This window comes from Streptomyces sp. NPDC048462, from assembly GCF_043200175.1.
Taxonomy (GTDB): domain Bacteria; phylum Actinomycetota; class Actinomycetes; order Streptomycetales; family Streptomycetaceae; genus Streptomyces.
Window position 1 is genome coordinate 513,917 of the sequence record NZ_JBICXG010000001.1, and the last position, 23,415, is coordinate 537,331.

A 23,415-nucleotide genomic window follows, 5' to 3' on the forward strand; every position below is an offset into this window, starting at 1 on the left:
AGGACCCCCACCATGAGCCACACCCCCCAGCCCCCGGGCGCCCCCGTCGTCCGCCGCGAGGGCCGGGACAAGGTGACCGGCACCGCGCGCTACTCCGCCGAACGCGACCTGCCCGGCTGCCTGTACGCCTGGCCGGTGCCCGCCACCGTCCCGCGCGGCCGCGTCACCGCGATCGGCACCGCCGCCGCGACGGCGCTCCCCGGCGTCCGCGCCGTCCTCACCCACGAGAACGCGCCACGCACCGAGGAACCCGACGACCCGATCCTCGCCGTCCTGCGAAACGACCGCGTGCCGCATCGCGGCTGGCAGATCGCCCTCGTCGTGGCGGACACCCTCGAAGGCGCGCGGGCGGGCGCCGAGGCGCTGGACATCACCTACGAGACCGATCCGCACGACGTCGTCCTGACGGCGGACCACCCCGGCATGTACACCCCGGAGACCGCCAACGGCGGCTACCCGGCCGTACGCGAACGCGGCGACTTCGACCGGGCGTTCGCCGCCGCACCCGTACGGATCGACGCCACGTACACGCTCGGCGCCCTGCACAACCACCCCATGGAACCGCACGCCTCGACCGCCCACTGGTCGCCGGACGGGCATCTCACCGTGTACGACGCGGGCCAGGGCGCCACCAAGGTGCGCGACAGCCTCGCCACCCTGTTCGGACTGCGGCCGGACCAGGTCACCGTCGTCTCGGAGCACGTGGGCGGCGGCTTCGGCTCCAAGGGCACCCCGCGCCCCCAGGCCGTGCTCGCCGCCATGGCCGCGCTCCACACCGGACACCCCGTCGAACTCGCCATGCCCCGGCGGCACATGGCCGCGGTCGTCGGACACCGGGCGCCCACGCTCCAGCGCGTCCGGCTCGGCGCCGAGGCCGACGGCACCCTCACCTCGATCGCCCACGAGGTCCTCTCCCACACCTCCACCGTCAAGGAGTTCATGGAACAGGCCGCCGTACCGGCCCGGGTGATGTACGGCTCCGCGCACAGCCGCACCGTCCACCGCGTCACCGCCCTCGACGTCCCGAGCCCGTCGTGGATGCGGGCCCCGGGCGAGGCCCCCGGCATGTACGCGCTCGAATCGGCCCTGGACGAACTCGCCACGGCCCTCGGGATCGACCCCGTCGAACTGCGCCTGCGCAACGACCCGGCCGACGAGCCCGACTCCGGGAAACCCTTCAGCAGCCGCGGCCTGGCCGCCTGCCTGCGGGAGGGCGCGGAGCGCTTCGGCTGGCACGGCCGCGATCCCCGCCCCGCGATCCGCCGGGAAGGACCGCTGCTGCTCGGTACGGGCGTCGCCTCGGCCACCTACCCCGTCTACCTGAGCGCCTCCCACGCCTCGGCCCACGCGGCGGCCGACGGCTCGTACCGCATCGCGGTCAACGCCACCGACATCGGCACCGGCGCCCGCACCGTCCTCGCCCAGATCGCCGCGAGCGTGCTGGGGACTCCGGTGGAGAACGTGAGGATCGACATCGGCAACAGCGACCTGCCGGACGCCCCGCTGGCCGGCGGTTCCTCCGGTACCGGCTCCTGGGGCTGGTCGGTGCACAAGGCCGCCACCGGCCTCGTCCGGGAGCTCGGTGCGCGGACCGGACCGCTGCCCGACGGAGGAGTGACGGTCACCGCCGACACCGGGAGCGAGACGGCGGCCGAGTCCCCGTACGCCCGGCACGCCTTCGGGGCGCACTTCGCGGAGGTCGCCGTCGACAGCCGTACCGGCGAGGTCCGGATGCGCCGGATGCTCGGGGTCTTCGCCGCCGGGCACATCCTCAACTCCCGCACCGCACGCTCCCAGTTCATCGGCGGGATGACCATGGGGCTCGGCATGGCACTGACCGAGTCCAGCACCATGGACCCGGTCTTCGGGGACTTCACCGAGAGCGACCTGGCCTCCTACCACGTGCCGGCCTGCGCGGACGCGGTCGGCATCGAGGCGTACTGGATCGACGAGGAGGACCCGCACCTCAACCCGATGGGCAGCAAGGGCATCGGCGAGATCGGCATCGTCGGCGCGGCTGCGGCGATCGGGAACGCCGTCCGGCACGCCACGGGCGCCAGGCTCCGGACGCTTCCCCTCACCCCGGACCGGCTGCTCCCGCACCTGCCCTGAGGAAGGGGCCGCGCCCACCCCGGCGGCGGCGAATGCGCCGGTCACCGGGGGTGCGCGGCCGGATGTGTTGCGCAACCGGCTCTACCGGGTCACCCTAAGGAGTGACCCAGAAGTGACATCTGCTCACTCTTTGCATTCGGGGGTCGTTCGTTCAACGGGGCGAAGCATGTGGGCCTCGATGTGAGGAGCCTCGACGATGACCGTTCCACTCGACCGGCAATATCTGGTCGAACTCCAGGTTTCGGCAGAGCGCGTATCCCAGCTGCGGCGGATCATCGCCGCGCATCTGCGCCACTGGAGTCTCGAACTCCACATCCGGCCCGTGTGCCGTGCTGTGGAGGAGCTGCTGACCAACGTCCAGCGGCACGTCGGTGACGACAACACCTGTGTCCTCGAACTCCGCTGGTCCGGACGGCACCTCACGGTCTCCGTCGCTGACAACGGCGCCGAAATGCCCAGGCTGCTCCACGAGGGCGGCGGCCTCAGCCGGGTGATGGCCCTCAGCGACAGCTGGGGCACCTGCCGGACCGCCGGGGGCAAGGTCGTCTGGTTCACCCGTTACGCGCAGGAGCCGCAGCACATCGCGCTGGTGCCGCTCCCGCCGCTGCCCGGAGTCCGCGAGTTCCGCCGCCCGCCCGCGGTGGTCACGGACTTCCCCGACGCCGAGGCGGCCGCCCCCGCCGGGACCGAGGCCCCCGAGCCCGCCCCGGCACAGGCCCCCGCCCTCGTCTGAGGCGCGCGGCACGGAGCGCGGCCACCCCGCAGCCTCCCGTCCGGCGCGGATCGCATGCGTCCAGCACGCATGGTCCGCGCCGGACGGGTACGCGTGTGCGGTGCCCGCGTTGCGCCACCGCGCGCGGCGCGGCACGGTCGGAGTACCGAGGCAAGGAGGCCACAGTCATGCCCATCGCGACGGTCAACCCCGCGAACGGCGAGACCCTCAGGACGTTCGACGCCCTGGGAGCGGACGAGATCGAGCGGCGGCTCGCCGCGGCGGACACCGCCTTCAGGGAGTACCGCACCACCGGGTTCGGTGAACGGTCCCGGCTGCTGAACCGGGCCGCCGACCTCCTCGACGAGGACCAGCGGGACATCGCCCGCACCATGGCCCTGGAGATGGGCAAGCCCGTCAAGGCCGCCCGCGCCGAGGCCGCGAAGTGCGCGAAGGCCATGCGCTGGTACGCCTCCCACGCCGAGGGACTCCTTGCCGACGAGCACCCCGCGCCCGCCGACGTCGAGGACTCCGGCGCCTCGCGCGCCTACGTCCACTACCGCCCGCTGGGCACCGTCCTCGCCGTGATGCCGTGGAACTTCCCGCTCTGGCAGGTCGTACGGTTCGCCGCCCCCGCCCTCATGGCGGGCAACACCGGGCTGCTGAAGCACGCGTCGAACGTGCCGCAGACCGCGCTCTACCTCGGCGACCTGTTCCGCAGGGCCGGTTTCCCCGAGGGCTGCTTCCAGACCCTGCTGGTGGGCTCCGGGGCGGTCGAGGCGATCCTGCGCGACCGCCGGGTCGCCGCCGCCACCCTGACCGGCAGCGAACCGGCCGGCCGCGCCGTCGCGGCCGTAGCGGGCGACGAGGTCAAGCACACCGTCCTGGAACTGGGCGGCAGCGACCCGTATCTCGTCCTGCCGTCGGCCGACGTCGCGCGGGCCGCCCGCACCGCGGTCACCGCCCGGGTCCAGAACAACGGCCAGTCCTGCATCGCCGCCAAGCGGTTCATCGTGCACACCGAGGTGTACGAGGAGTTCGCCGAACGCTTCACCGTGGGCATGCGCGACCTGACCGTCGGGGACCCGCTGGAGGAGTCCACCGATGTCGGCCCGCTCGCCAGCGAGCAGGGCCGCACCGACCTGGAGGAACTCGTCGACGACGCCGTACGGCAGGGCGCCGGCGCCCTGTGCGGCGGCGGCCGGCCCGAGGGGCTGGGCGGCGGCCTGGAGAACGGCTGGTTCTACGCCCCCACCGTGCTGACCGGCATCACGCCCGCCATGCGGATCCACCGCGAGGAGACCTTCGGCCCCGTCGCCACGCTCTACCGGGCCGGCAGCCTCGACGAGGCACTGGAGCTCGCCAACGACACCCCGTTCGGCCTCAGCTCCAACGTATGGACCCGCGACGCCGAGGAGAGCCGGCGCTGCGTGCGCGATCTGGAGGCGGGCGGCGTCTTCTTCAACGGGATGACGGCCTCCCACCCCGCGCTGCCGTTCGGCGGCGTGAAGCGCTCCGGTTACGGGCGTGAGCTCGCCGGACACGGCATCCGCGAGTTCTGCAACGCCACCACCGTCTGGTACGGCCGCGAGCCGCGGTGACACCCCGCCGCCCGTGCCGATCCACGCCTGCTGAGAGGTGACCATGAGCGACGCCCCACCGTCCGCGCCGACGGCCGGCCCGTCCGACGAAGAGATCTCCGCACTCGACGCCCACTGGCGGGCGGCCAACTACCTGGCCGTCGGCCAGATCTACCTGATGGACAACCCGCTGCTGACCCGGCCGCTCGCCCCCGAGCACATCAAGCCCAGGCTGCTCGGCCACTGGGGCACCTCGCCCGGACTCAACCTCGTCCACACGCACCTCAACCGGGTCATCGCCGCGCGCGGGATCCCCGCCCTGTGCGTCTGGGGCCCCGGCCACGGCGGCCCCGCCGTACTCGCCAACTCCTGGCTCGAGGGCAGCTACTCGGAGACGTACCCCGACGTCAGCCGGGACGCGGCGGGCATGGGCCTGCTGTTCAAGCAGTTCTCCTTCCCCGGCGGCGTGCCCAGCCACGTCGCACCCGAGACCCCCGGCTCCATCCACGAGGGCGGCGAACTCGGCTACTCCCTCGCCCACGCCTACGGCGCCGCACTCGACAACCCGGAACTGCTCGTCACCTGCGTCATCGGGGACGGCGAGGCGGAGACCGGCCCGCTCGCCGGCTCCTGGCACGCCAACAAGTTCCTCGACCCGGTCCACGACGGAGCCGTCCTGCCCGTCCTCCACCTCAACGGCTACAAGATCGCCAACCCGACGGTGCTCGCGCGCCTCCCGGAGGAGGAGCTCGACGCCCTGCTGCGCGGCTACGGACACGAACCGCTGTACGTGGCGGGCGACGACCCCCTCACCGTGCACCGGGCGATGGCCGCCGCCATGGACCGGGCCGTCGACCGCATCGCCGAGCTCCAGCGGGCCGCCCGGACCGGCGGCGACACCGACCGCCCGCGCTGGCCCATGATCGTGCTGCGCACCCCGAAGGGCTGGACCGGCCCCGCCGAGGTGGACGGGCTGCCCGTCGAAGGCACCTGGCGCGCCCACCAGGTCCCGCTGCCCGGCGTCCGCGACAACCCGGCGCACCTGCGGCAGCTGGAGGCCTGGCTGCGCTCCTACCGGCCCGAGGAGCTCTTCGACGCCGAAGGGCGCCCCTCGGAACAGGTCCTCGCCTGCGTGCCCGGGGGCGCGGCCCGGCTCGGCTCCAGCCCGTACGCCAACGGCGGGCTGCTCCTGCGCGACCTGCCCGTCCCGCCCCTGGAGGCGCACGAGGTCCGGGTGGACCGGCCGGGCACCGTCCTGCACGAACCGACCCGGGTCCTGGGCGGACTGCTGGAGGCCGTGATGGCGGCCACCGCGGACCGCAGGGACTTCCGGGTCGTCGGCCCCGACGAGACCGCCTCCAACCGGCTCGAAGCCCTGTACGAGGCCACAGGCAAGGCCTGGCAGGCCGGGACGCTGGCCACCGACGAGCACCTGGCGCGCGACGGCCGCGTCATGGAGGTCCTCTCCGAGCACCTGTGCCAGGGCTGGCTGGAGGGATATCTCCTCACCGGCCGGCACGGACTGTTCTCCTGCTACGAGGCGTTCGCCCACATCGTCGACTCGATGGTCAACCAGCACATCAAATGGCTGCGGACCTCGCGCCGGCTGCCGTGGCGCCGCCCCATCGCCTCCCTCAACTACCTCCTCACCTCGCACGTCTGGCGCCAGGACCACAACGGCTTCTCGCACCAGGACCCGGGCTTCGTCGACCACATCCTCAACAAGAGCCCCGAGGTCGTCCGCGTCTATCTGCCCCCGGACACCAATACGTTGCTGTCCGTGGCCGACCACGCGCTGCGCAGCCGCGACTACGTCAACGTGATCGTGGCCGGCAAGCAGCCCAGCTTCGACTGGCTCACCCTCGACCAGGCCCGAGCGCACTGCGCGCGTGGCGCCGGGGTCTGGGAGTGGGCGGGGACGGAGGACGGCAGCCGCGAACCCGATGTGGTGCTCGCCTGCGCCGGGGACGTCCCCACCCTGGAGGTACTGGCGGCGGCCGGTCTGCTGCGGCGTCACCTGCCCGAGCTGGCGGTGCGGGTGGTGAACGTCGTCGACATGGCCCGGCTGATGCCGCACGGTGAGCATCCGCACGGGATGCCCGACTCCGAGTACGACGCGCTCTTCACCCGCGACAAGCCGGTGATCTTCGCCTACCACGGCTACCCCTGGCTGATCCACCGCCTTGCCTACCGCCGCACCGGTCACGCGCAGCTGCACGTGCGGGGCTACAAGGAGGAGGGCACCACCACCACGCCGTTCGACATGGTGGTCCGCAACGACCTCGACCGCTACCGGCTGGTCATGGACGTCATCGACCGGGTTCCGGGCCTCGGCGTCCGCGCCGTGGCGGTGCGTCAGGCGATGTCCGACACCCGGACCCGTCACCACGACTGGATCCGCGAGCACGGCACGGACCTGCCCGAGGTCGCCGACTGGACCTGGGAGGGCTGAGGCCGCACGCAACGGCAGGGCCCGGACGGCCGCACCGTCCGGGCCCTGCCGTCACGCGACGGGTCAGCGGCCGACAGCCCGGGCCAGCTGCGCCTTCGTCATCGTCGAACGCCCCTTGACGTTCTTGTGCTTCGCCTCTTCGTAGAGCTGGTCGCGCGTGGGGCCCTGTGCTCCGCTGTGCGAGCGCAGGCCGCCGCGCCGGGAGGACGAGATGTCCTCGGTCGACGTGCGGCTCGCGGTCCTGGACTCGCCGGAGCGGGCGCGCTCCTTGTTGACCGTACGGGCCGCGATCTCCTCCGCCCGGTCCTCACCGACCCCGCGCTCCTGGGCGGACTCCTTGATGTGCTCGTACTGGCGCTCGCGCTTCGGACTCGATCCGCGTGGCATGGTGTGCTCTCCTCTCATCGGGGCCCGGCCCCGACTCCGTCTGCCGGCGCCCCGTTCAGTAGCGCAGGGCCGCCGCGATCCGCCCGTGCTCCTTGAGCGAGTCGTCCGCGACGAACACCACGTCGGCGCCGCTGTCCAGCGCCGCCTCGACCAGCTCGTCGACGAAGTCCTCGCGGACCTTCTCGTCCGCCGGGTCCAGGTCTGCCTCCGTCACGGGCTCAAGGTGCTCCTGGGCTACCCGGACCGTCTGCTGGTAGTGCTCCTCGACCGCCAGCAGGCCGACGCGCGCCTCGCGCACGGCGGCCCACACCTCGTCGAGCCCGCCGGCGAAGGCGCGACGGCCGCGGGCTTCGTCGAGTTTGCCCTCGATCTCGGCGGCGAACCGCTGCTGCCTCGCTTCCAGGGCGGGCCGCAGCTCGGTGAGCAGCCCGCCCGGCGTGGTGTCGGCGGGTGCGCCCTTGGTGACCCGGCCGGCCGCGGCCGAGGTGCTCTCGCCCACCTCGTCCAGCATGGCCAGTGCGGGGGCGAGGCCGACCAGGTACAGCGGGCGCGGGTCCGTGGCGAGGACCCCGCGCAGCTTCTCGTCCACCGTCCGCAGGAACTGGCGGGTGTCCTCGTCGCTGAAGGTGCTCGGGGTGTCGCCGATCCGCTCCTCGCGCTGCGGGTTGGGCGGCTCGTGCGGGGCCGTCAGCGGGAAGCCGCCGATCCGCTCCTCGTGCGCGCCGTCCGTGGTGCCGCTGAACAGGGCCGCGTGGTCGGCGGAGACGGTGAGCGCCCAGAACGGCCGGGCCTGCGCCTTGGCGGCGACCAGGTTGCGGGTGAGGTAGGTGTCGCTCAGCACCACTCGTTCGGGCGCGGTGCGCGGGAGCTGCCAGATCTGGTACTCGTCGGCCGTCGCGAGGACCACCAGCGAGTCCAGGGCCCGGCGCGGATCGATCTCGGCGACCGCCCGGTCGAGCTGCTGCTTGACGGCGGCCCGGGTCTCGCGGTCGACCTGCGGATCGGCGTCGAGCCGGCTGCCCGCCGCCGCGACCAGGTTGCGCAGCCGGACGGCGTCCTGCGCGTTGTCGGGTGCGCGGCGGTGGGTCGGCATGGTCAGGGACAGGGCGGGATAGGGCTTGGCCGCCCGGAGCTCCTGCAAGAGGCCGGCGGTCAGGGCATCCGTGTCCATCTGTTCCCTCCCGGGGACTTGGCGTACCGCGGTGCGAAGCGGGTGATTCGACGAGTCAATTCATACCTTTTGATCCTAATATGGGCGAGTTGGTGCTACCGGCTCCAGGAGGTATGTGCGATGTCCACGCTCACCGTGTGGAAATTCCAGTCCGCCGAAGGCGCGGAGGACGTGGAGGCGACCTTGATCTCCCTGCAGAAGGAGGGCCTGATCAAGATCCTGGACGCGGCGGTGGTGAGCTGGCCCGCGGACCGGTCGAAGCCGCGGACGAAGCAGCTGCTCAACCTGGTCGGCGCGGGTGCGCTCAGCGGCACGTTCTGGGGAATGCTCTTCGGACTGATCTTCCTGATGCCGCTGCTGGGCGCCGCGATCGGCGCGGCCGCCGGGGCGCTCGGCGGAAAGCTGGCGGACGTCGGCATCGACGACGAGTTCATCGCCGAGGTCAAGGAGAAGGTCACGCCGGGAACGTCCGCGCTGTTCCTCCTCACCATGAACGAGGTGCCCGAGCGCATCAGCCAGGCGCTCCCGGGCGGCGGCGCCGAGCTGCTCCACAGCAACCTGGACAGCGGGAGCGAGACCCGCCTCCGCGACATCTTCGGCGAGGACGCGGCATGACCCCGGGGACGTGACCCGGCCCGCTCCAGTCCGTAACCCCGCAACCCCTTTTCCTTCTTGGTCCTTCCTTCGTACTTCCGAGCAGACGGAGCGTCCGTGAACCAGACCAGCCTTGTGCGACGCGCCATCGGCCGCCGCACAGCCCGCAGCCTGACCCCCGCCGTGCTGGCCGCGGTGATCGTCGCCGGCACCGCCGCCTGCGACAGCTCCGACACCTCGTCGCAGGGCACGGCCAGAAGCACTCGCACGGTGTCCGCCGAGCCGAAGGCGTCCCCGGGCGCCTCCGAGAGCCGGCGCACCCAGCAGGAGTTCGCGGCCTCGGTGTCCGCCGAGGCGGAGCGCAACCGGCAGAAGGCCGTCAGCACGCTCAAGGGCGTGAAGGGAAAGGGGAACGCGGCCAAGGACGTCTCCGTCAACGGCCTCGCGGTCGAGCCCTCCGAGCAGTTCCGCAGCGCCCTCGTCCGGGTGACCAACCCCACCGGCAAGGCCGCCTTCTACGCGGTCGAGGTGGAGTTCGTCGACGCCTCCGAGAAGGTCCTGGACTCCGTGGTGCTCGGCTTCGCGGACGCACCGCCCGGACGCACGGTCAGCCGGCACGCCAACAGCCGCAAGGCCGCGGGCGTCAAGACGTTCCCGCGGATCGCGCAGGCCGAGCGCGGCTGACGGCCCACCGGTGAACGCAGCCGACGCGGTCACGGACGCCCTGCGCGAACTGCACACCCGGTTCGCCGGTCTGCGCGACGGCAGGCTCGCCGACTACATTCCGCAGCTGGCCCTGGCCGAGCCCGACGCGTTCGGGCTGGCCCTGATCAGCATGGACGGGCACCGCTACAGCACCGGCGACGTCGAGGTGCCGTTCACCGCCCAGTCCGTGTCGAAGCCGTTCGTCTACGCCCTGTCCCTGTCCGAGGCCGGACTCGACGAGGTGGGCCGCTGGGTCGGCGCCGAGCCCAGCGGCGAGGCGTTCAACGCCATCAGCCTGGAACCGGGCACCGGACGCCCCGCCAACGCCATGGTCAACGCCGGCGCCATCGTCACCACCGCACTGGTCCCGGACACCCGGGACGCCCCGAGGTTCGACCGGATCCTGGACTTCCTGAGCCGCTTCGCCGGCCGGCCGCTCGACGTCGACGAGCAGGTGTACGCCTCCGAGGCGCTCACCGGCGACCGCAACCGCGCCCTGGCGTATCTGATCCGCAGCGCCGGACCGCTCCCCGTGGACCCGGTCGCGGCCGTCGAGACGTACTTCCGCCAGTGCGCGGTACGGGTCACGGCGCTGGACCTGGCCGCGATGGCGGCGACCCTGGCCAACGGCGGAGTCAACCCGATCACCGGGGACGCGGTGGTGCCGGAGCCCGTCGCCGCGCACGTGCTCGCCGTGATGGCGACGTGCGGGATGTACGACGCCTCGGGCGACTGGCTGCTGCGGGTGGGGCTGCCGGCCAAGAGCGGGGTGTCCGGCGGCCTGATCGCCGCCGGACCGGCCCGGTTCGGACTGGCGGCGTACAGCCCGCTCCTCGACGCGGCCGGGACCTCCGTACGCGGACGTCTGGCGCTCGCCGCACTGTCCGAGCGGTTCGGGCTGCACCTCATGCACAACCCGGCCCTCGCGGGCTCCACCGTCACGCTGGTCACCACCGCCGACGATCTGCCCTCCGCGCCGTCGCAGGAGCGGGAACGTGCCCGCCGTGAGCGGGTGGCTGTCGTCGCGGCCCAGGGCGCGCTGGACTTCACCGCGGCCGAGCGGGTGCTCTACGCGCTGGACGAGTCGGGCCCGCAGGACACCGCGGCCGTGGTGCTGGACCTGCGGCGGGTGACGGACATCGACACGGCGGCCCGGGCGATGCTGAACGGCGGCCTCGCCCGGCTCACGGCCGGCGGCCGGCGCACCGCCGTGGCCGACCCGGCGGGCCGCCTCGCGGGACAGGGCGCCGCCGGGGCTCCCCGGTACTTCGTCTCCCGCGAGGACGCGGTCGACTGGTGTGCGACAGGGCGGACCGGCTGAGTACCCGGCCGGCCCCGTCGCGCCGGTCGGCGGCCTACCAGATGGCGTCCACCCATTCCGGGTGGTCGACGAACGGGTTCCGGTTGTGCTGGTACTGGTCGAATATGACGTCGTTGCGCCGCTTCTCGAAGGTGTCCGGCGGGTCCTCCTGGCTCCACGCCTTCAGCACGGAGAGCCGGCCGATGTTCGGGGCGGAGCCGTTCGACACCTGGTCGTTGGGCTCCAGGTCGGCGAAGGAGTCGTCGCCCTCGTACCGCACCGCCATGTAGAGGATCATGCGGGCGACGTCGCCCTTGACGGCGTCGCGCGGTTCGAAGGAGTCGCCGTCGGTGTAGTTGCCGGGCGCCCCGCTCACCTCGCTGCCGCCGTTGTCGAAGTCCTTGTTCCCGCGTACGGAGTTGACCGACACGTCCGCCGGGCGCAGGTGGTGGATGTCGGTGCCCGGCCCGGTGGCCGTGCCGAAGTCGCCGTGGGACTTGGCCCAGACGTGCTCCCGGTTCCACTGGCCGGTGCCGCCGCCGTTGTCGCTCTTGGGCTCGGAGCGGCCGGAGTAGAGGAGGATCACGTTCGAGGAGTCCGACGGGTCCTCGTCCGTGTCCTTGAGCGCGTCCCACACCTGGCTGTAGCTGAGCTCGGACTGGTCGCTGATGATCGTGTGCAGGGCGCCCTTGAGCGCGGTCCCGGTCTTGCCGAGAGCGTCCTGGTAGTACGTGTCGTCCAGTGCGCCGAGCGGGGTGGTGACGGCCGCCGGAGCCGGCGGGGTGTCGGCCGGTGCGGCGGCCGCTGTGCCGGTGAGGACCGCGAAGGCCGCGAGAGTGGCCAGCAGCGGGCGCCGGTAGGGAAGGTGACGACGGGACATGTGGGGTGTCCTCTCCGGAAATACGGGCACCGCGGCGCCGGCGCAGGGTGGGGGGCGGCTTCGCGGTGGTCGTGTGATGGTTGGTCAGCGGAGCCTTCCACACGCACCGTGACCCGGGTGTGAACGCTGCGTACCTATCATGTGCAGGTCAAGTGAGGGTGGGTGGCCGGGGCGCGAGTGCGTTACCGGCGGGCATCGGATGCGCCCCCGTCCGGGCGGGGCGAGAATTGCCGCAAGGACGAGGAGGCGGCATGAGCGACGAGCCCGAATTCATATCCGCACCCGGGGGAGCGGCCCCATCCGTACTCCGGGGGGTGACCCCCGACAGCCTCTTGCACACCGGTGCGAGCGATGACCCTTCGCCCGAGGACCTGGTGCTCGCCTCCGGGCGGGACCTGACACCGCAGACCCTTGAATGGGCGCGGTCCAGGCTGGTCAGGGAGGGCCGGTCGGCCATCGACAAGCAACTGCCGTAACCGCCGCCGGGCTCCGGGTGCGGGGGAGTGCGGCCGCTTCTCCCCGCCCCGGTGGCCGGGAGTGTTCGGGTGTCTCCCGCCGCTCGGTTAGCCTGAACGCTATATGAACCGTTTGACGACGTCAGGGGCCGGTTACGACCTCGCCCGATTCCCCGAGGACCCCCGCGACCCCTTCCGCGCCTGGGACGCGGCCGACGAATACCTGCTGCGGCACCTGGAGGGGATCGACGGGGCGAGTCCGGTCGACCTGTCCGGCAGTGTCGTCGTGGTCGGTGACCGCTGGGGCGCGCTGAGCACGGTCCTGGCCGGTCACCGTCCGGTACAGATCACCGACTCCTACCTCGCGCAGCGGGCGACGGCGGCGAACCTGGAACGCAACGGCGCCGACGCGGACGCCGTGCGGCTGCTGTCCGCGCGAGACACCCCGCCGGAACGGATCGACGTCCTTCTCGTACGGGTGCCCAAGAGCCTCGCGCTTCTGGAGGACCAGCTCTACCGGCTCGCGCCCGCCGTCCACCCGGGCACCGTCGTCATCGGCACCGGGATGGTGAAGGAGATCCACACCTCCACCCTCAAGCTGTTCGAGCGCATCATCGGCACCACCCGCACCTCCCTGGCGGTCAAGAAGGCCCGGCTCATCCACTCCACGCCCGACCAGGCCGCGGTCCGCGCGAGCAGCCCCTGGCCCCACCGCTACGAGCTGCCCGACGACGTCGGCGCAGTGGCGGGGCGGACCGTCACCAACCACGCCGGGATCTTCTGCGCGGAACGGCTCGACATCGGCACCCGCTTCTTCCTGAAGCACCTGCCGGTACGCAGCGGCCGCGAACGGGTCGTCGACCTCGGCTGCGGAAACGGTGTCCTCGGACTCTCCGCCGCGCTCACCAACCCCGAGGCCGAGGTCACCTTCATCGACGAGTCCTACCATGCCGTCGCCGCGGCCGAGGCGACCTTCCGGGCCAATGCCGACGCGGGGACCGAGGCCCGGTTCGTGGTCGGGGACGGACTGGCCGGCACCGCGCCCGCGAGCGTCGACCTGATCCTCAACAATCCGCCCTTCCACTCGCACCAGGCCACCACGGACGCCACCGCCCGGAACATGTTCCACGGAGCCCGTGCCGCGCTGCGTCAGGGCGGCGAGCTGTGGGTCGTGGGCAACCGGCACCTCGGTTACCACACCCAGCTCCGCCGCACGTTCGGCAACTGCACCACGGTGGCCGGCGACCCCAAGTTCGTGGTGCTGCGCGCCGTCAGACGCTGACCTCCGGGTGCCGGGGTTCCGTGCCCCTTCCGGATTCTTGCAACACGTTCTACTGTGTGCGCCGCCGCACACGGGCGACGCGACCGCGAGACTCCTGGAGGGGCCGTGCACCTCGAATACACGCCTGAGCAGCAGCAGTTGCGCGCTGAGCTGCGCACATACTTCGCCGCCCTGGTCCCCGACAACGCCTACGCGCGCTACGCGGACCCCGCGGCGCAGAAGCGCTTCTACCGGGAGACCATCCGACGCCTGGGCGCGGACGGCTGGCTCGGCGTCGGCTGGCCCACGGAGTACGGCGGACGCGGCCTGTCGCCGATGGAGCAGTTCATCTTCTTCGACGAGGCCGCGCAGGCGGGGGTCCCGCTGCCGCTGATGGCCCTCAACACCGTCGGCCCGACGATCATGCAGTTCGGCACCGACGAGCAGAAGGCCTACTTCCTGCCCAAGGTCCTCTCCGGCGAGCTCGACTTCGCGATCGGCTACAGCGAACCCGACGCGGGCACCGACCTCGCCGCCCTGAAGACCCGGGCGGTGCGCGAGGGCGACACCTACGTCGTCAACGGACAGAAGATCTGGACGACCAACGGCGACACCGCCGACTGGGTCTGGCTCGCCGCCCGCACCGACCCGGACGCCCCGCCGCACAAGGGCATCACCATGCTCCTGGTCCCGACGTCCGACCCCGGCTACTCCTGCACCCTGATCAACACCCTCGCCTCGCACGACACCACCGCGAGCTACTACGAGAACATCCGCGTCCCCGTCTCCCGGCGGGTCGGTGAGGAGAACAAGGGCTGGCGGCTCATCACCAACCAGCTCAACCACGAACGCGTCACCCTCGCCGCCCACGGCACCATGGCCATCCGCGCCCTGCACAACGTCCGCCGCTGGGCCGCCGACACCCGCCTGGCCGACGGCCGCCGCGTCATCGACCTCGGCTGGGTCCGCGCCCGCCTCGCCCGCACCCACACCCGCCTGGACGCCATGAAACTGCTCAACTGGCAGATGGTGTCAGCCGTCCAGCACAACACCCTCACCCCGCAGGACGCCTCCGCCGTGAAGGTCTACGGCTCCGAGGCGCGCCGCGACGCCTACGCCTGGCTCATGGAGGTCGTCGGCTCGGCCGGCCCGCTCAAGGAGGGCTCGGCGGGCGCCGTCCTGCACGGCGAACTCGAACGCGGATACCGCTCCGCGGTCATCTTCACCTTCGGCGGCGGGAACAACGAGATCCAGCGGGAGATCATCTCCTGGATCGGCCTCGGGATGCCGCGCGTACGGCGCTGAGCGGGCAGGGCGGTCCAGTCAGTCGGAGGCCTGATGGATGTGGCGGTCCCGTCCCGCGCCGTGTCCGGCGGCCGCCGTGGCGATGCCGAGGACGGCCAGGACGGTGAGCGGGAGCGTCCAGCTGTGCGTGGTGTCGTGCAGGATGCCCAGCAGGAGCGGGCCGGCCGCCGCCACGAGGTAGCCGATGGACTGTGCCATGCCCGCCAGCGCGGCGGCTTCGCCGGAGGTGCCGGCGCGCTGGCTCTGGAAGGTCAGCGCGAGGACGAGGCAGGCGCCGCCGCCGAGCCCGAGCAGGGTGCACGCCAGGACGGACAGCGCGGGGGCCGCGACCAGTACGGTGAAGCCGCCTGCCACGAGGGCCGAGGCCCCGGCCGCGGTCCAGCGCTGGTCGTGGCGGCCCCGGGTGAGCAGGGGCAGGAGGCTGCTGGCCGCCAGGGACACCACCTGGTAGTAGAAGAGCAGCCAGCCGGCCGTGGTGCTGCTCGTGCCGCGGTCGATCAGGATGCTGGGCAGCCAGGCGACGGCGGTGTAGAAGGCCAGGGACTGCAGGCCCATGAAGAAGGTGACCTGCCAGGCGAGCCGCGACCGCCACGGCACCGGGCTGTGGGCCGCCCCGGTGGACTCCTGCGGCCTGTCGCCCCGTATCCGGGGCAGCCAGGCGAGGAAGGCCGCGACGGTGAACGCGACGCCCCAGGCCAGCGCGGTGCGCCAGGAACCCGGCAGCGTGTGGGCCAGTGGGGCGGAAACCCCGGACGACACCGCGGCCATGAGGCCCATGACGGTCACGTAGAGGGCGCTGACGGCCTGGATGCGGTGGGCGGGCATGCTCCGCCTGATCAGGGCGGGCAGCAGCACGTTGCCGAACGCGATGGCCGCGGAGAGGATCACCGTGCCGGCGAACAGGCAGATGACGGAGGGGAGGGAGCGGACCACCGTCCCGACGGCCAGCACGCCGAGCGCCGCCACGAGCAGGCGTGCGCTGCCCAGCCGGTGGGAGGCGCGGGCGACCAGGGGTGACGTCGCCGCGAACGTCAGCAGGGGGAGGGTGCTCAGCAGCCCGCCCCAGCTCGATGTCAGGCCGCTGCCGTGCTCGATCTCCGGCAGCAGGGCGCCGACACCGGTGAGGGTGGTGCGCAGGTTCGCCGCCACGAGGCAGATGGCGATGACGAGCCCGACCGGCACGGCGGGCCCGGCGGGCTCGGCGGCGGGTGATCCGGGGACGGAGCGCTGAAGGGGCTTCGGAGCGGGCCGCGTGCTCACCGGTCCTCCGCGTGTCGTGGCGTACCGGTCTCGTGGTCGCGGGTGAGCCGGACGATCGCGGCCGCCGCGTCGCGCGCGCCGCCCTGGTCCCGGGCGTCGATCGCGTCCACGAGCCGCCGGTGCAGAGCGGCGTGTTCCTCGGCGTGGGCGGTGTCCCAGGGCAGGCCGCCCAGGGACGAGGTGAGTGCCGTACCGAGGTAGTCGTACACCTCGATCAGCAGGTCGTTCCCGCTCGCCCGGACCACCGCCCGGTGGAACAGCGCGTCGACGCTCGTGGCCGCGGACGTGTCCTCACCGGCACAGGCCGTGTCGGCGTCGGCCAGCAGCTCCCGCAGCCGCTGCAACTCGCCCTCGCTGCGGCGCAGGGCCGCGGTACCGGAGGCGTACTCCTCCAGCACGGTCCGCAGCTCCAGCACGTTGTCCCGCTGCGCGGAACTCGCCCGCCGCACCATGACCGACTGGAGCTCGCTCGATGAGCGGACGTAGGTGCCGTCACCGGCCCGGGGCTCCAGCAGGCCCAGGTGCACCAGCGCGCCGATCGCCTCCCGCAGCGTGCTGCGTCCGACCCCGAGCTCCTCGATGAGGGCCTGCTCCGGCGGGATCCTCGTCCCCACCGGCCACCCGCCCGACTCGATGTGCGAGCGGAGACTGTCCACGAGCTGGGCGGACAGGCTGGCCGTCCGTCGCGGTGCGCTGATGTGTTTCATACGAGCACCATATACAAACATCAGACATTTGAACATCGCCTCTTTCTCTGCGCGTCGCCACCGCTCCCGCAAGGCCTCCGGGGTCCGACGCGGCCGGTGGTGACCGGCGCCGATAGACTCCCCGCCATGGTTCGAGCGTCCCGTGGTGCGGCGACCCCCGGGATGTGGCGGCGCGAGGTGGGCACCGTGGTGCGGCGGGCCGAGCCGCTCCCCGAGCCGGCGGCAGGTGCCATCCTTGCCGGATTCCGGATCGTCGCCGTCCCCACGGAGTGGTCGCCGCACTCGCACGACCTGCACGAACTCGTCTGGGCGCGCGGGGGGACGCTGACGTCCCGGGTGGGGGACCGCGTCCTGACCGTGGTCGAGGGGCACGGCCTCTGGATGCCCGCCGGCATGGTCCACGAGGGCCGGGCCACGGCGGGTGCGGAGTTCTTCCACGCCTTCTTCGCACCCGGTCGCACCCCGCTCGCGTTCACGGAACCCCTGGCGATCGCGATGACGCCGTTGCTGGAGTCGCTGCTGACCCATCTGTCCCGCGCAGACCTCGACGCCGGGGCCAGGGCGCGGGCGGAGTCGGTCGTCTTCGACGTGATCCGGCCGTCGGAGCGTCAGTTCGCCTTGCAGCTGCCGGGCGATCCACGGATCGACGCCATCGCCGAGACCCTGCTGGGTGATCCTTCCGACGGCCGCTCGCTCGAGGACTGGGCGGCGCGGCTGGAGGTCAGCGACCGCACGATCACCCGCGCCTTCCGTCAGTCGACGGGTCTCTCCTTCGCGCAGTGGCGGCAGATGCTGCGGGTGCACCGGGCGCTGATGCTGCTCGGTGAAGGCTTCGAGGTGACGACGGTCTCCGAGGTGCTCGGCTACGCGCAGCCCAGTTCCTTCATCGTCGCCTTCCGGCGGGTCATGGGCATCACGCCGGGCGCGTTCTTCGGCGCGGCGGCCGGATCGTCGGAGGATGTCCGGAATCCCGTATCGCATGACCAGAACCCCTGATTGTCGACGCGACAAGCGGAATGTACTCTTCAGCGAGTTAGGTAACCCTTAGTTGGTGCTTGCCGTGCACGACGCTGTCCGTGTGCGGGCGAGCGCACGGCCTGGCCGGTCACACCGGACGGAGGTTGCCGCGCTCCCCATTCCCCGATCGTCCGGACACCCTCATGTTCAAAAGCTCCTTCCGGTCTGCCGGAGAACCCGTGGCCACCCCTGCCGCCACCGCCCCGGTGGCCGCGCTCATCGGGCACGGCCTGGTGCTGCGCTACGACGGCAAGCCCGTCGTCCACGGTGTCTCGGTCGCCCTGGAACCCGGCCGGGTGACCGCGCTGGTGGGGCCGAACGGCAGCGGGAAGTCCACGCTGCTGCGCGCGCTCTCCCGGCTGCACCGGCTGGACGGCGGCCGGGTGATGCTCGGCGCCCCCGAGGGGGAGCCCGAACGTGACGCGGCCCTGCTCAGCTCCCGCCGGTTCGCGCGCGAGGTCACGCTGTTCTCCCAGTCGAGGCCCGCTCCCCAGGGGCTGACGGTCGCGGAGGTCGTCGCCTTCGGGCGCCATCCGTACCGGAGCGGCTTCTCCGGACCCACCGCGGACGACCGTGCCGCCGTCGACCACGCGATGGGGGTGACCGGAGTACGCGACATGGCCGGGCGGCAGGTCGGAGAACTCTCCGGCGGGGAGATGCAGCGGGTCTGGCTCGCCGCCTGCCTGGCCCAGGACACCGGCGTCGTGCTCCTGGACGAGCCGACCAACCACCTCGACCTGCGCTACCAGTTCGAGACGCTCGACCTGGTACGGGATCTCGTCGAGGAACACGGCATCGCGGTCGGGATCGTGCTGCACGACCTCGACCAGGCCTCCCGGGTCGCGGACACCCTCGTCCTCATGCGCTCGGGCCGGGTCCACGCGGCCGGCAAACCCGCCGACGTCCTCACCGCCGAGAACATCGGTGAGGTCTACGACATTCGCGTCGAGGTCGACGTCGACCCCGGAACGGGACGGCTCCGCGTCGAACCGATCGGACGCCACCTCTCCTGAACGCGGCGGCACGTCTCCCGGAGCGCCACATCGGCCGTTCCGCCGGAGCCGGCCGCCCCGAAAACGCCGACGCGTCATCTCCGCGTCGCCACTCGTCACCTGTGAAAGAGGAACCCTCATGAACCGTGCCCGTCGCCTGGCGGCCGCAGCCTCGACCGGGCTCGCCCTGCTCGCCGCAGCGGCCTGCGGAACGACCGACGTCGACAAGGCGACGGCCGGCAGCAGCGCCGCCGCGTCCCCCGCGTCGAAGGACTGCGCCCAGGACACCACGGCCCCCTCGACGGAACCCGTCTCCTTCAAGGACGGGGTCGGCCGCCAGGTGAAGCTCGACAAGCCCGCCAAGCGGATCGCCGTCCTCGAATGGCAGCAGGTCGAGGACGCGCTGACGCTGTGCGTCACCCCCACGGCCGTCTCCGACGCCAAGGGCTACCGCACCTGGACCAGTGCGGAGAAGCTGCCCGCCGGCGTGACGGACATCGGCACCCGCGAGGAGCCCGACCTCGACACCCTCTACGCCGCCAAGCCCGATCTCATCGTCGTGGAGGCCTTCGACGCCAAGGACGAGATGATCAAGAAGCTGGAGAAGCGTGGCGTCCCCGTCATGGCCACGCGTGGCGCGGACCCGAAGGACCCGATCGGGAACATGCGGAAGGTGTTCAGCATGATCGGTGCGGCGACGGGACGCACGGAGCGGGCGGACCAGGTGCTCAAGGAGTTCGACCAGCACCTCGCGACGGCGAAGCGGCAGGTCACCGAGGCGGACCTGCCGACGAAGGACTTCCTCTTCTTCGACGGCTGGCTCGAAGGAGGCAACCTGACCGTACGCCCCTACGCCGACGGCGCCCTGTTCACCGAGATAGGCAAGGAACTCGGCATGACCCCGGCGTGGACCAACGACGTCAACAAGAAGCACGGTGACGGAGGCGTGGACGCCGCCTACGGCCTCGCGCAGACCGATGTCGAGGGACTCACCGGCGTGGGCGACGCCAACCTCTTCTACGCGAACGACGACGGCGCCGGCGGCTACGTCGCGGCGCTGGCCAAGAACCCGATCTGGAAGAAGCTCCCGGCCGTGAAGGAAGGCCGCGCCCACGCGTTCCCGGCGCGCGTCTGGGGCGCCGGCGGTCCGCGCTCCTGCGCGCAGGCCATCGACGCGTACGTCGACGTGCTCGACAAGAAGTGAGCACTGTACGCACAGCGGCACCTGAGGCGGGGCCGCTGCCGGCCGCCGGTCGCGGCAGCGGCCCCGCCGGGGCGGCCGTCCTGGCACTCCTCCTCGCCGCCACCGTCCTGGTCGGCATGTGGCACCTGACACAGGGGACTTCGGGCGTCGGCGTCCGCGACCTGCTGCGCCATCTCGCCGGGGGACACGAGGGCGAGGGCGGCGCGCCCGTCGGTGAGATCCTGACCGGCTCGCGCCTGCCGCGGCTGTTCGCGGGCGTGGCGGTGGGCTTCGCCCTCGGCTGCGCCGGCACACTCCTGCAGTCCGTCACCCACAACACGCTCGCCTCGCCGGACACCCTCGCGGTCACGTCCGGGGCCTACTTCACCCTCACGCTCGTCGCCGCCTTCGGCCTCGCCGTCCCGCTGTGGGCGTCGGGCGCCGTCGCGTTCGCCGGCGGGCTCGTCGCGGCGGCGCTCGTGCTGCTCCTCGCGGGCCGTGCCGCGGGCACCGCCGGCACCCGCCTCATCCTCGCCGGATCGGCGACGGCGATGGCCCTGGACGCGGCGACCGGGATGCTCCTGATCCTTTTCAACCAGAACACGACCGGTCTCTTCGCCTGGGGAAGCGGCTCGCTCGCGCAGCTGAACATCGACGCGTCGATGCGCGCCGCCCCCCTCATCGCCGTCATGCTGTGCGTCGCCCTGGCACTGTCCAGGCGGCTCGACGTGATGAACCTCGGCGACGACACCGCCTCCACCCTCGGTGTGCCGATCCGCACCACCCGCGTGACCGCGGTGATCTGCGCGGTACTCCTGACCAGCACGGCGGTGACCCTCGCCGGCCCGATCGGCTTCGTCGGCCTCGGCGCGCCCGTCGTGGCCCGCCTGATCGCGGGGCGGGTCCGCGCGCTGCGCCGGCACCTGCTCCTGATCCCCGCCGCCGGACTGCTCGGCGCACTGCTCGTCCTCCTCGCGGACGCGACCCTGCGCGCCGTGCAGGGGGCGGACGGTGCCGCCGCCATCCCCACCGGCGTGCCGACCGCGCTCCTCGGCGCCGTCGTGATCGTGGTCCTGGCGATGCGGCTGCGCGACACGGGCGGGATCAGCCGGCCACCACGCGCGCGGGTCGCCGTGCGCTCACGCCGCGCCTTCCTCCTCGTCACGTCCGGCACGGTCGTGCTGCTGGCCGGGGCCGCCCTCACGGCGGTCCTGGCGGGCAGCCTCTGGCTGCGGACCGGTGACCTCGTGCTGTGGCTCCAGGGCGCCGCCCCGGACCTGATCGGCCAGGCGCTCGACGACCGTGTCCCGCGCGTGACCGCCGCGATCGTCGCCGGTGCGGCGCTCGGACTGGCCGGCTGCGTCGTACAGAGCTCGGTGCGCAACCCGCTGGCGGAACCCGGGGTGCTCGGCATCACGGCGGGCGCCGGCCTCGGCGCGGCGAGCATCGCGACCTCGGGCCTGCCCGGTGGCCGGCCGGTACTCATCGCGGTGGCGGTCGCGGCGGGGCTGGCCACGTTCGCGGTGATCGCGCTGCTGGCCTGGCGCGGCGGCTTCCTGCCCGACCGGTTCGTCCTGATCGGCATCGGCATGGGGTACGGCATCAGCGCCGTCACCACCTTCCTCCTGCTGCGCGCGGACCCGTACAACACGCCCCGGATCTTCACCTGGCTCTCCGGCACGACCTACGGCCGCACGTTCTCCGACGTCGTCCCGGTCGCGATCGCCCTGGCGCTCGCCCTCCCCGTGCTGCTGTCCATGCGCGGCCGCCTCGACCTGCTCGCCGTCGACGAGGACACCCCGCGCATCGTCGGTGTCAGGGTGGAGCGGACCCGCTTCGCCGCCCTGGCGATCGCCGCGGTCCTCGCGGCGCTCAGCGTGATCGCCGTCGGAGTCGTCGGCTTCGTGGGGCTCGTCGCCCCGCACCTGGCCCGTTCCCTGGTGGGTGCCCGGCACGGCCGGGCGATCCCCGTCTCGATGCTGCTCGGCGGGGTGCTCGTGTGCGTGGCGGACGCCCTCGGCCGCACGGTCGTGGCCCCCTCCCAGGTGCCGGCGGGCCTCATGATCGCGCTGGTCGGCGCACCGTACTTCGTGTGGGTCCTCCGCAAGTCACGCGCATGACTCCGGGGCGGGGGACCGGCTCGCGCCCACAGGTTCGAGCCCCGTTCCCCGCCCCGTTCCCCCGTCCTCTCCCACCCGCCACCAGGAGCACCGCAATGCCGCCCTGTCAGGAAACGCCCGAGCAGAGCATCGTCATCCCCTACGAGCCCGGGAGCCCGCCGGCCCGGCTGGCGGCGCTGACCGGCCAGGAGGTGTCGGAGCGCTGGCGTGCGGTCGACCGTTCCGCGCACGCCCCGCACCTCGTGGCGGTTCCCGGCGACGACGGCGACTGGACGGCTGCGGCGCTCGTCACGGCACGTCCGGGCACGGCCTACCTGAAAATCGTCGACGCCGTCGGCGACGTACGGGCGGCCGTGAGCGCCGTCGTCGCCCACGCGGACGGCCGAAAGCTCGCGCAGGTCAAGTGGGAGGGCTGGACGGCAAGTCCCGAGGACGCCGCTGCCGCCGGCTTCGCCGCACTGAACCCTCCGCTCGCACAGTCGCAGGGCGCGGCGGGACCGGCCGCCGGCTACGTCCGCTGGCTGCGCGACGGCGCAACGACCGCCCCTGCGTACTACGGGCAGTCCACGCACTTCACCTGCGGCGCCGTCACCGCTCTGGTCGCGCAGGCGCACGCGGGGACGGTGGCGTGGGAGGCGCTCGACCGGCAGGCGGAACTGACGCTGTGGCGCGACGCCACCAACTTCTTCGCGTGCGAGCCCGTCGGACTGGGCGTCGCCCTGCGCCGGGCCTGGCCCGCCTCCCCGGTCACGGTCCACCTGGACACCGACCGGCCGGTGATGCTCGACCACTACCCGGAGAGCGACCGCGAGTGGCGTGCCCTGCTGCAGCGCGCCTCCCGGGCGGACGCGGAACGCACCGGTGTCCCCGTCGACCCGCGCCGCATCCCCCTGACCGGGGTCCGGGACACGGTCGGCCGGGGCGAGCACGTGCTGCTCCTGCTCTCGCTCGACCGGATGCAGGGGTTCGACGTGCCGCACTGGGTCCTCTGCCACGGCGTCGTACCCGGCGCCGTCGTGATCGACGACCCCTGGGCCAACGCGGCAACGGGGGACACCTGGGTCGACGCCCACCTCCTGCCGGTGCCCGACCCGTCGCTCGACGCGATGTCGGCCATCGCGCCGGAGGGCTTCCGGGGCGCGGTGACCATCGGCCGCGTGGAAGAGCGGGACGCGGCGCCGTCCTTGTGAACGAACCCCATGACACACCGTGCCGGTACTTC

The 23,415-nt window shown here is 72.6% G+C and carries 20 protein-coding genes; 15 read left to right on the forward strand and 5 right to left on the reverse strand.

Features of this window, described 5'->3' with window-relative positions:
* Positions 1–12 precede the first annotated feature (12 nt).
* The 4 genes from ACGFU6_RS02145 (at position 13) to ACGFU6_RS02160 (ending at position 6,856) form a co-directional block, all read left to right on the forward strand.
* Positions 13–2,112 carry a xanthine dehydrogenase family protein molybdopterin-binding subunit gene (locus ACGFU6_RS02145; RefSeq protein ID WP_393607580.1) on the forward strand — a complete coding sequence of 700 codons (2,100 nt, stop codon included), beginning with the start codon at positions 13–15 and terminating at the stop codon, positions 2,110–2,112.
* Positions 2,113–2,308: 196 nt separating this feature from the next.
* The gene (locus ACGFU6_RS02150) at positions 2,309–2,845 is read left to right on the forward strand and encodes an ATP-binding protein (protein WP_393607581.1); all 537 of its coding nucleotides are present in this window, start codon (positions 2,309–2,311) and stop codon (positions 2,843–2,845) included.
* A gap of 167 nt (positions 2,846–3,012) precedes the next feature.
* Positions 3,013–4,425, forward strand: coding sequence for an NADP-dependent succinic semialdehyde dehydrogenase (locus ACGFU6_RS02155; RefSeq protein ID WP_393607582.1), 1,413 nt, complete (start codon positions 3,013–3,015; stop codon positions 4,423–4,425).
* A gap of 43 nt (positions 4,426–4,468) precedes the next feature.
* Complete coding sequence (locus ACGFU6_RS02160) at positions 4,469–6,856, forward strand: phosphoketolase (protein WP_393607583.1); 2,388 nt, start codon at positions 4,469–4,471, stop codon at positions 6,854–6,856.
* A 63-nt stretch (positions 6,857–6,919) separates the two neighbouring features.
* Here the strand turns inward: ACGFU6_RS02160 and ACGFU6_RS02165 are convergent, their stop codons facing one another.
* The gene (locus ACGFU6_RS02165) at positions 6,920–7,243 is read right to left on the reverse strand and encodes a plasmid stabilization protein (protein WP_123528998.1); all 324 of its coding nucleotides are present in this window, start codon (positions 7,241–7,243) and stop codon (positions 6,920–6,922) included.
* Between the two features lie 55 nt (positions 7,244–7,298).
* Positions 7,299–8,414, reverse strand: a complete 1,116-nt coding sequence (locus tag ACGFU6_RS02170) for a chemotaxis protein (protein WP_393607584.1) — start codon at positions 8,412–8,414, stop codon at positions 7,299–7,301.
* Between the two features lie 120 nt (positions 8,415–8,534).
* Between ACGFU6_RS02170 and ACGFU6_RS02175 the strand changes: the two genes are divergently transcribed.
* The 3 genes from ACGFU6_RS02175 (at position 8,535) to glsA (ending at position 11,034) form a co-directional block, all read left to right on the forward strand.
* Positions 8,535–9,029, forward strand: coding sequence for a DUF1269 domain-containing protein (locus ACGFU6_RS02175; RefSeq protein ID WP_393607585.1), 495 nt, complete (start codon positions 8,535–8,537; stop codon positions 9,027–9,029).
* A gap of 96 nt (positions 9,030–9,125) precedes the next feature.
* The gene (locus ACGFU6_RS02180) at positions 9,126–9,692 is read left to right on the forward strand and encodes a hypothetical protein (RefSeq protein ID WP_393607586.1); all 567 of its coding nucleotides are present in this window, start codon (positions 9,126–9,128) and stop codon (positions 9,690–9,692) included.
* A 10-nt stretch (positions 9,693–9,702) separates the two neighbouring features.
* A complete protein-coding gene (glsA, locus tag ACGFU6_RS02185) occupies positions 9,703–11,034 on the forward strand; it encodes a glutaminase A (RefSeq protein ID WP_393607587.1) in 1,332 nt (443 codons plus the stop codon).
* Between the two features lie 34 nt (positions 11,035–11,068).
* Here the strand turns inward: glsA and ACGFU6_RS02190 are convergent, their stop codons facing one another.
* Positions 11,069–11,893: an endonuclease I family protein gene (locus tag ACGFU6_RS02190; RefSeq protein ID WP_393607588.1), complete on the reverse strand. Its 825-nt coding sequence runs from the start codon at positions 11,891–11,893 to the stop codon at positions 11,069–11,071.
* Positions 11,894–12,144: 251 nt separating this feature from the next.
* On the opposite strand from ACGFU6_RS02190, the gene ACGFU6_RS02195 reads away from it, so the two are divergent.
* The 3 genes from ACGFU6_RS02195 to ACGFU6_RS02205 all read left to right on the forward strand — a co-directional run bounded on the left by ACGFU6_RS02195 (position 12,145) and on the right by ACGFU6_RS02205 (position 14,914).
* Positions 12,145–12,369 (forward strand): hypothetical protein, encoded by a 225-nt coding sequence (locus tag ACGFU6_RS02195; RefSeq protein ID WP_393607589.1) that lies wholly within the window; start codon positions 12,145–12,147, stop codon positions 12,367–12,369.
* 103 nt (positions 12,370–12,472) lie between these two features.
* On the forward strand, positions 12,473–13,630 hold the full coding sequence (locus ACGFU6_RS02200) for a methyltransferase (protein WP_393607590.1): 1,158 nt from the start codon (positions 12,473–12,475) through the stop codon (positions 13,628–13,630).
* Positions 13,631–13,735: 105 nt separating this feature from the next.
* Complete coding sequence (locus ACGFU6_RS02205) at positions 13,736–14,914, forward strand: acyl-CoA dehydrogenase family protein (RefSeq protein ID WP_393607591.1); 1,179 nt, start codon at positions 13,736–13,738, stop codon at positions 14,912–14,914.
* A gap of 18 nt (positions 14,915–14,932) precedes the next feature.
* Here the strand turns inward: ACGFU6_RS02205 and ACGFU6_RS02210 are convergent, their stop codons facing one another.
* Positions 14,933–16,174, reverse strand: coding sequence for a CynX/NimT family MFS transporter (locus tag ACGFU6_RS02210; RefSeq protein WP_393607592.1), 1,242 nt, complete (start codon positions 16,172–16,174; stop codon positions 14,933–14,935).
* Positions 16,171–16,881, reverse strand: coding sequence for a FadR/GntR family transcriptional regulator (locus ACGFU6_RS02215; RefSeq protein WP_393607593.1), 711 nt, complete (start codon positions 16,879–16,881; stop codon positions 16,171–16,173). Before ACGFU6_RS02215 ends, ACGFU6_RS02210 begins: the two co-directional genes overlap by 4 nt.
* Positions 16,882–17,007: 126 nt before the next feature.
* On the opposite strand from ACGFU6_RS02215, the gene ACGFU6_RS02220 reads away from it, so the two are divergent.
* The 5 genes from ACGFU6_RS02220 (at position 17,008) to ACGFU6_RS02240 (ending at position 23,383) form a co-directional block, all read left to right on the forward strand.
* On the forward strand, positions 17,008–17,877 hold the full coding sequence (locus ACGFU6_RS02220; RefSeq protein WP_393607594.1) for a helix-turn-helix domain-containing protein: 870 nt from the start codon (positions 17,008–17,010) through the stop codon (positions 17,875–17,877).
* A 164-nt stretch (positions 17,878–18,041) separates the two neighbouring features.
* Positions 18,042–18,911, forward strand: coding sequence for an ABC transporter ATP-binding protein (locus ACGFU6_RS02225; protein ID WP_393607595.1), 870 nt, complete (start codon positions 18,042–18,044; stop codon positions 18,909–18,911).
* A 118-nt stretch (positions 18,912–19,029) separates the two neighbouring features.
* Positions 19,030–20,094: an iron-siderophore ABC transporter substrate-binding protein gene (locus ACGFU6_RS02230; RefSeq protein WP_393607596.1), complete on the forward strand. Its 1,065-nt coding sequence runs from the start codon at positions 19,030–19,032 to the stop codon at positions 20,092–20,094.
* A complete protein-coding gene (locus ACGFU6_RS02235) occupies positions 20,091–22,193 on the forward strand; it encodes an iron ABC transporter permease (protein WP_393607597.1) in 2,103 nt (700 codons plus the stop codon). Before ACGFU6_RS02230 ends, ACGFU6_RS02235 begins: the two co-directional genes overlap by 4 nt.
* A 95-nt stretch (positions 22,194–22,288) precedes the next feature.
* Positions 22,289–23,383 (forward strand): peptidase C39 family protein, encoded by a 1,095-nt coding sequence (locus ACGFU6_RS02240; RefSeq protein WP_393607598.1) that lies wholly within the window; start codon positions 22,289–22,291, stop codon positions 23,381–23,383.
* Positions 23,384–23,415: the final 32 nt, after the last annotated feature.